Genomic DNA, 6,860 nt, shown 5'->3' with positions numbered 1-6,860 from the left:
CAGAATCTCACGACTTCTGACACTCCCAGATGTCATGAGATCCAACAGTCCCAGAAGTCATGAGACAACACAGTACCGTAGGGGTACGTAGCGTCACCGAACGGTACGAAGCGTCGGTGCAAAGGTACGAACCGTCACCGGAAGTGCCGAACCGTCGCGCGGGGCGCACCAGCGTGCCCACCCGGTCCGCGCCCCTCGCAGCGGCGCACGCACCAGGGTGCCGACGCACGGCGACAGCATCACCGGCGTCTGCTGCGCGCAGGCGGGCAAGCAGCCCGTGACGGCCCCTGAACCGGTTGACCGGCGCAGCAGCCCGTCGTCGGCAAGCGCGGTTATATGGCCGTGTAGCCGCCGTCGACGGGGATGGCAGTGCCGGTGACGTAGGCAGAAGAAGGCGCGGCCAGGAACAGGGCGGCGGCGTCGAGCTCACCCTCCTGCCCGTAACGACCGACAGGAATGGCACGCTGGGCGTGCTCCTGGAAAAAGTCGGAGTCGAGGGTCTGGGTGGTCAGCTCGGTGTAGAAGTAGCCGGGGCAGATCGCGTTGACGGTAATGCCGTACTTGCCCCACTCGGCGGCCAGCGCCCGGGTGAGGTTCACGAGCCCGCCCTTGGCGGCGTGGTACGGGGCGGAGCCGGCCACCATATTGCCCACCAGGCCATACATGGAGGAAATGTTGACGATCCTGCCGTAGCCGGCCGGAATCATCGCCTTCTTCGCGGCGGCGCGCGCCACGCGGAAGGAACCCAGCAAGTCGATGTCGAACTCCTGCTGGAACTGCTCATCGGTCATGTCCTCCGCCGGGCCGACGGCACCGGTGCCCGCGTTGTTGACCAGGATGTCGAGCCGTCCGAACTTCTCCAGGACGGCGTCCACGACCGCCTCCACATTGGCGGTGTCGGTGATGTCGCAGCGGATGGCAAGGGTCTGCACGCCGAACTCCGTGGCGATCTCGGCCGCGACCGCCTCAATGCGCTCCACGCGGCGGGCGACGGCGACGATACTCGCGCCCGCCGAGGCCAGCGCCTTGGCCATCTGCACCCCCAGGCCGGAGGAGCAGCCGGTGACGAGGGCGACCTGTCCGGTCAGGTCGAAGTAGTTACGGTCCATGGTGTCCGAGAGGCCTTTCTATCGGGAAGTGCCAGGTGGCGGGGTGGTTCGGAGAGGCTGTGAACGCTAGGCGACGCCGGGATCGGTCAACGGCGACCGCACCAGGCGTGAGGCGAGCCTATGTGCTTAGACCTCCCGCTGGGAAGGATTGTCGTATTCATCGGTGCGGTGCTTACCCACCAGTACGGCGGCTGAGCAGGCTCCATTACTCCAAGCTCCCGACCAGGCGCACCACCGCCCGGGGCTCGTCGGCCTCCACCACCACACCCTCAAACACGAAGCGCCCTGAGGCGAGCGGATACGGTTACGCCCAGGTCAGAGCCTCTGGGAGGTGCGGTAGTAGAGCACCGCGATCTGGGTGCGGTTGCGCAGGCCGAGCTTGGCCAGGATCGCACTGATGTGGTTACGCACGGTGCCCTCGCTCAGGTGCAGCCGGTCCGCCGTCTCGGCGTTGTCGAGCCCCTCGCTGATGGCCTGAACCACCTCGTACTCGCGCGCGGTCAGCGCGGCGAAGGCAGACGGACGGGCGCCCTCCGACGTCGCCGGGCCCGCCGCCAGTCCCATGGCGGCGGTGCGCTCGAGCACCCGCCCCTCCAGGACGCGCATTCCGGTCATGACGCTGCGCAGTGCCGGGGCGATCTGCGCCACGTCCTGCTTGATCAGGTAACCGCGGGCACCCATGCGCAGGGCCCGCACGATGTACTCGTCGTCGGCGAAGGTGGTCAGGAAGACCACCTTCGCGTCCGGATCCAGGGCAAGGACCTGTTCGGCCGCGTCCAGTCCGTCGCCTCCGGGCATCTGTATGTCCAGCAGCAGGATGTCGGGCCGCCGCTCCCGGAAGCCCGCCACCGCCTCCTGTCCACTGGCGCCCACGCCGACCACGTCGATGTCCGCCTCGGCCCCCAGGATCGTGGCCAGGGAATGGGCGAGCAGACGATCGTCGTCGACAATCATTACCTTCACGTGGTCTCCTTTGGGATCGTCGCGAGCACCGTGAACCTCGGACGAGTCAGGATACGGAGTGTTCCCCCGAGGGACTCGACCCGATCGGCCATGGAGCGCGTGCCGAGCCCGAGACCGTCGGCGCCAGGCTGCGGGCTGCGCAGCAGCTGTGGGGACTCGGCCCACGCCGGGACGGCGCCGTCGTTGGCGACCGTCAGCCGCCAGAATCCGGGGAAGTCGGCGACCGTCACCCAGGCAGTCTTAGCCCTGCCGTGGCGGGCGGCGTTGGTCAGGGCCTCGCGCGCCACCGCGACCAGGCAGCGTGTCACCGGTGCCGGTGGAGACACGGCCGAAGCACAGTCAACCCTAGCCTGGTTGATGCCGCAGCCTGCGGCGAGCCGGTTGAGCGCCACGGCCAGGTCCTCGCCCTTCTCGTCCAGGGCATGAACCCCGGCGCGCATGGCAGACAGCGCCTCGTCGGCTGTCTGCTCGATCCGCTTCAGGTCGGCCACCAGCTCCGGGCCGCCCCTATGGGCGACCTGGGCGGCATGCACCTGGAACAGCAGTCGAGTGAGCAAGTGCCCGACGCCGTCATGGATCTCCCGGGCGATCCGGGTGCGCTCTGCCAGCGCGGCCGCACGCGTATCGTGGTCCTGGGCTTCCTCCAGCCGCGTCTGCGTCTCCTGCAGCACGGTAACCCGGTGCTGAAGATCGTCTCGGACGGCGTGCAAGGCGCTGTGGGCACGGTCCACCTGCCCGGAACGCACCGCCAGCAGGGCGGCCACCGCCGCCAGGACCACCGCCACCGACACAGCAGTGTCGGGATCGCCCCGCAGCGCCAATGCCAGGGGCGCCACACAGGTCGCCGCACCGACCCACACCCAACGACGCCCCCGATCCGAGACCGCCCCCACCAGCTCATAGACGGCCAGTGGAACCCCCACAATGGCGGCACGGTCCACGCATCCCGCCAGCAGGTACGCGGCCGGTAGGGCACCCGCGGCCGGCCACCGTCCCCAGGCGGCACAGGTGCCACTGCAGGTAACGGCAACCAGGAACCACACGATCGTCGTCGGCATGGGCATACCGAAGGCCAACACCAGGACGGCGCAGGCTCCCAGCACCACGGCCCTGTCCGTCAGCTCCCTCACGCCTCGATTATGGACGATGGCGACCCGGCCGGCGGAGCCGACGACGCCCCTGACGTTTGTCATGCCCGCGCCGCCACCTCATGACAGCAGGCACTTCCGGCACCGAGCCGCCTCGCGCGACCATGGCCCCGAACACGGTCCGCGGACGAAAGGAGACGACGTGTCCGACATGGCGGTGGTCGTTGATGACCTGGTCAAGCGCTACGGGGAGCTGGTCGCCGTTGACGGGCTGTCGCTCAGCGTCGCCTCCGGGGAGATCCTGGGCCTGCTCGGCCCCAACGGCTCGGGCAAGACCACGGCGCTCAATTGCATACTGCAGCTGCTCACCTACAACCGGGGCGAGATCAGCATCTTCGGCGAGCCGATGTCGGCCACCGCCTACGAGCTCAAGCGGCGAATCGGGGTGGTACCGCAGGAGGTGGCCGTCTTCGAGGAACTCACGGTGCGGGAGAACATAGACGCCTTCTGCTCCCTGTACGTCTCCGACCGCGCCCGCCGTCGCGAGCTGGTGCAGGAGGCGATCGAATTCGTCGACCTGGGGCGGTTCGCCAGGTTCCGCCCCAAGAAGCTCTCCGGAGGCCTGCTGCGCCGCCTGAACATCGCCTGCGGCATCGTCCACCGTCCCGATCTGATCATCCTGGACGAGCCCACCGTGGCCGTGGACCCGCAGAGCCGCAGCGCCATCCTCGACGGGATCAAACACCTCAACGCCCGCGGCGCCACCATCATCTACACCAGTCACTACATGGAGGAGGTGGAGCAGCTGTGCACGCGGATCATCATCATGGACCGGGGCAGGCAGATCGCGGCCGGCACCGCGAACGAGCTCAAGGCGATGATCGGCACCGGTGAGCGCATCCGCGTGGAGGTCATCTCCCCCGCCGAGCTCGGCGAGCGCGAGCTGGAGGCGGTACGCCGGGCGGAGCATGTCCGCGCCGTCGCCTATGAGGCACCCGAACTCGTCATCGAGTGCACGCCGGGGGCGCACAACCTGGCCGACGTCCTCGAAGCACTCGCCGCGGCGGACGTGGCATGCGGGCGGATCACCTCCGAGCCGCCCACCCTGAACGACGTGTTCCTGGAGATCACCGGCCGGGCCCTGCGCGATGAGGCGGCCTGACATGCGCCCCGTCTTCCGCTACCAGGTGCTCCGACTACTGCGCGACAGGATCCTGCTGCTGTGGACACTCGGTATGCCGATCGCACTGTCCCTGATGTTCATGATGATGTTCTCCGGGCTGGAGGCGGGCTACGCCGTCGACCCCATCCGGATCGGGATCGTGCATGATGATGCATACGCGGCCGAGGCGGGATTGGACGGCGCCCTTGACGCCGTCTCCACCGACGACGCCGAACTGCGGCTGCTCGATCCCGTGGCCTACGACACCGCGGAGCAGGCCGAGGCGGCCGTTCAGAAGGGTGACACGGTCGGCTATATCGCGGTCCAGGACGGCACCCCCGTGCTACACCTGTCCCCGGAGGGCAATGACCTGTCCACCACCCCGGTACTGCGCGCCATGCTGGACACCTACGTGCACAGCCGCGACGAGATCACCTCGCTGATCGCCGCGGAAGCACCGCCCGCGGATGCCGCCGCCGCAGTACAGGACCGCCACGCATTCACCACCGAGCTCCAGGTCACCCGCGTGCCCGGAAAGCCCGAGGTGCCGTATTACTTCGCGCTGCTCGCCTTCACCAGCGGCATGGGCATGACGATCGCGGTAGTCGCCGTCCAGGAGATCACCGCTCCCTCAGGGCCTTTGGCGGCACGCCGCAACCTGGGGGCGCTGCCGCGCTGGAGGCTGCTCCTGGGAACGCTTTCCGCGGCCTGGGTATGCACCTGGGCATGCCTGGTGCTGGCATTCGTGTTCATGCGCTTCGTGGTGGGTGTGGACTTCGGCCCTTACGCGGCGCTTTGTCTGTTGGCAATCGGGATCTCCAGCCTCATGGCCTGCGCCGCCGGCTCGGTCCTGGGGACCTTCCCGCGGATGCCGCTGGGCGGAGTCTCGGCAATCAGTTGCCTACTGGCCCTGTTCTGCGGGCTGTACGGCACCGCCTCACAGCGACTGGCCAATGCCGTCGAACTCAGCGCCCCGCTGGTCTCCCAGCTCAATCCCCTGTGGCAGGCGACCCGCTGCTTCTACGGGCTGCTCTACTACGACTCCCTGGAGCCATTCGCTCGCAGCTGCACCGTGCTTGCGGGCATGACCCTCGTGTTCTTCATAATCGCCATGATCCGTATGCGGAGGACGAACCATGAGCACCTTTAAGACCTCGCTGCGGATTCTGGCGGCGCACCGCCTCTACATCCTGATCTACCTGGTGCTCATGAGCGTAGGCGCCGTGTTCGTCGGGACCGGCTCCGGCAACGCCACCGACGCAGGCGTCACCCAGGTGACGGCTGATGTGGCTGTGATCGACCGCGATGACTCCGCGCTATCCCGGGCACTGGCCGAATACGTGGGCTCCGTCGGCAACACCCAGCCGCTGGAAGACACCAAACAGGCACTCCAGGATGCCACCGCCAAGGACCGCATCCAGTACATCCTGATCATCCCCGCCGGCTTCGGCGAGGAGCTACAGGCCGCGGCCCAGGACGGAACCCAGCCGCCCGCCGTGGAGACCGTCATCAGCTACAGGTCCTACTTGGGCTCACTCATGAACGTGCGCACCAACTCCTACCTGAACCAGGTCTACGACTATCTGCGTGCTCTGAACACGGATGCCACCGGCACCGCATCCGCCGAACAGTCCGTGGAGCGGGCCGTGACCCTGGCGGAGGATTCTATGCGCGGCGGCTCCGCCGCTCGGCTCATCACCCAAGACGCGCTCCTTCTGCCGGAGTCCTTGAAGCTGTATACGCTGTTCTCGCTGTTCCCGCTGACGGCCTTCTGCGTCGTAGCGATTGCGGTGCTCATGGCTGCCCTCAATCGACCTCCCGTGCACTCCCGCGTGTCTTCCGCGCCTGTTACCGGCCGCTCACGCGGTCTGGGACTGCTCGGCGCGTGTTTACTGATAGGTCTGGTGGCATGGCTGTGGTTCTTCTGCCTGGGCACCGTGGTCTTCGCCGCCGATCGCATCGTGGATGCGGCACCACGACTGGGGGTGATCGGTCTCGCACTGGCCGCGTACACCCTCAACGGAGTCGCCGTGGGCTTCCTCGTGGGACAACTACGGCTGGGGGAGAATGCTGCGAACGCCATCGCAGTCATCGGCGGTATGGCATTCTCCGTCCTGGCGGGCGCGTGGGCACCCCTGGACATGCTGCCTGACGCTGTGATCGCGGTCGCGCGGCTCACACCCGGATATTGGGCGACCCAGGCCACCGGTGGCGCCTTCAACGCCAGCTCGACCTCCGCCCAGGTGCTGATGCCACTGCTCGGTTACTGCGGGATATGCGCCCTGTTCGCCATCGCCATCGGAGCCGTCGGCCTGGGAGCCGGCCGCTCACGGGCACGCACGGCGGTCTAGCCGGAGACCCGGAGCCGCAGCACGCATGCCCGGAAGAAAAATGTCTATCTTCACACACTTTCACCGCAGCCAGCCCTTAGTTTCATAATCAAACCGAGGTAAAACGGCGCAACCATGCGGGCTCCCACAACGAACGCCCGACCCTCCGCCGTCAAAGTGGCGACGGATGGACACTTTTTCCTCTCGG

Annotated in this window: 6 protein-coding genes; 3 read left to right on the top strand and 3 right to left on the bottom strand. The window is 67.4% G+C overall.

The annotated features are described in order from the left end of the window. Positions 1 to 332: 332 nt before the first annotated feature. The 3 genes from GZ997_RS09535 to GZ997_RS09525 all read right to left on the bottom strand — a co-directional run bounded on the left by GZ997_RS09535 (position 333) and on the right by GZ997_RS09525 (position 3,265). Positions 333 to 1,109: an SDR family oxidoreductase gene (locus GZ997_RS09535; RefSeq protein ID WP_161924663.1), complete on the bottom strand. Its 777-nt coding sequence runs from the start codon at positions 1,107 to 1,109 to the stop codon at positions 333 to 335. A gap of 315 nt (positions 1,110 to 1,424) precedes the next feature. Next, positions 1,425 to 2,072, bottom strand: coding sequence for a response regulator transcription factor (locus GZ997_RS09530; protein ID WP_162679706.1), 648 nt, complete (start codon positions 2,070 to 2,072; stop codon positions 1,425 to 1,427). Next, positions 2,069 to 3,265, bottom strand: coding sequence for a histidine kinase (locus GZ997_RS09525; RefSeq protein WP_162679705.1), 1,197 nt, complete (start codon positions 3,263 to 3,265; stop codon positions 2,069 to 2,071). The genes GZ997_RS09530 and GZ997_RS09525 overlap by 4 nt, the downstream gene beginning before the upstream one ends. Before the next feature lie 106 nt (positions 3,266 to 3,371). On the opposite strand from GZ997_RS09525, the gene GZ997_RS09520 reads away from it, so the two are divergent. From GZ997_RS09520 to GZ997_RS09510, 3 genes are read left to right on the top strand one after another with little or no spacing between them, the layout of a single operon-like run. Continuing rightward, positions 3,372 to 4,322, top strand: coding sequence for an ABC transporter ATP-binding protein (locus GZ997_RS09520; RefSeq protein WP_162679719.1), 951 nt, complete (start codon positions 3,372 to 3,374; stop codon positions 4,320 to 4,322). Between the two features lies 1 nt (position 4,323). After that, the gene (locus GZ997_RS09515) at positions 4,324 to 5,472 is read left to right on the top strand and encodes an ABC transporter permease (protein ID WP_162679704.1); all 1,149 of its coding nucleotides are present in this window, start codon (positions 4,324 to 4,326) and stop codon (positions 5,470 to 5,472) included. Further along, complete coding sequence (locus tag GZ997_RS09510; RefSeq protein ID WP_203234159.1) at positions 5,459 to 6,673, top strand: ABC transporter permease; 1,215 nt, start codon at positions 5,459 to 5,461, stop codon at positions 6,671 to 6,673. Before GZ997_RS09515 ends, GZ997_RS09510 begins: the two co-directional genes overlap by 14 nt. Positions 6,674 to 6,860: the final 187 nt, after the last annotated feature.

The sequence above is a fragment of the Actinomyces sp. 565 genome, assembly GCF_010365615.1.
GTDB lineage: Bacteria > Actinomycetota > Actinomycetes > Actinomycetales > Actinomycetaceae > Actinomyces.
This window is presented reverse-complemented; position numbering and strand designations above follow the sequence as displayed.

What these genes read in the sequence shown, in the direction of transcription:
- GZ997_RS09535 (WP_161924663.1), bottom strand. Translation starts at nt 1,109, where the DNA reads ATGGACCGTAACTACTTCGACCTGACCGGACAGGTCGCCCTCGTCACC.
- GZ997_RS09525 (WP_162679705.1), bottom strand. Translation starts at nt 3,265, where the DNA reads ATGACAAACGTCAGGGGCGTCGTCGGCTCCGCCGGCCGGGTCGCCATC.
- GZ997_RS09520 (WP_162679719.1), top strand. Translation starts at nt 3,372, where the DNA reads ATGGCGGTGGTCGTTGATGACCTGGTCAAGCGCTACGGGGAGCTGGTC.
- GZ997_RS09515 (WP_162679704.1), top strand. Translation starts at nt 4,324, where the DNA reads ATGCGCCCCGTCTTCCGCTACCAGGTGCTCCGACTACTGCGCGACAGG.
- GZ997_RS09510 (WP_203234159.1), top strand. Translation starts at nt 5,459, where the DNA reads ATGAGCACCTTTAAGACCTCGCTGCGGATTCTGGCGGCGCACCGCCTC.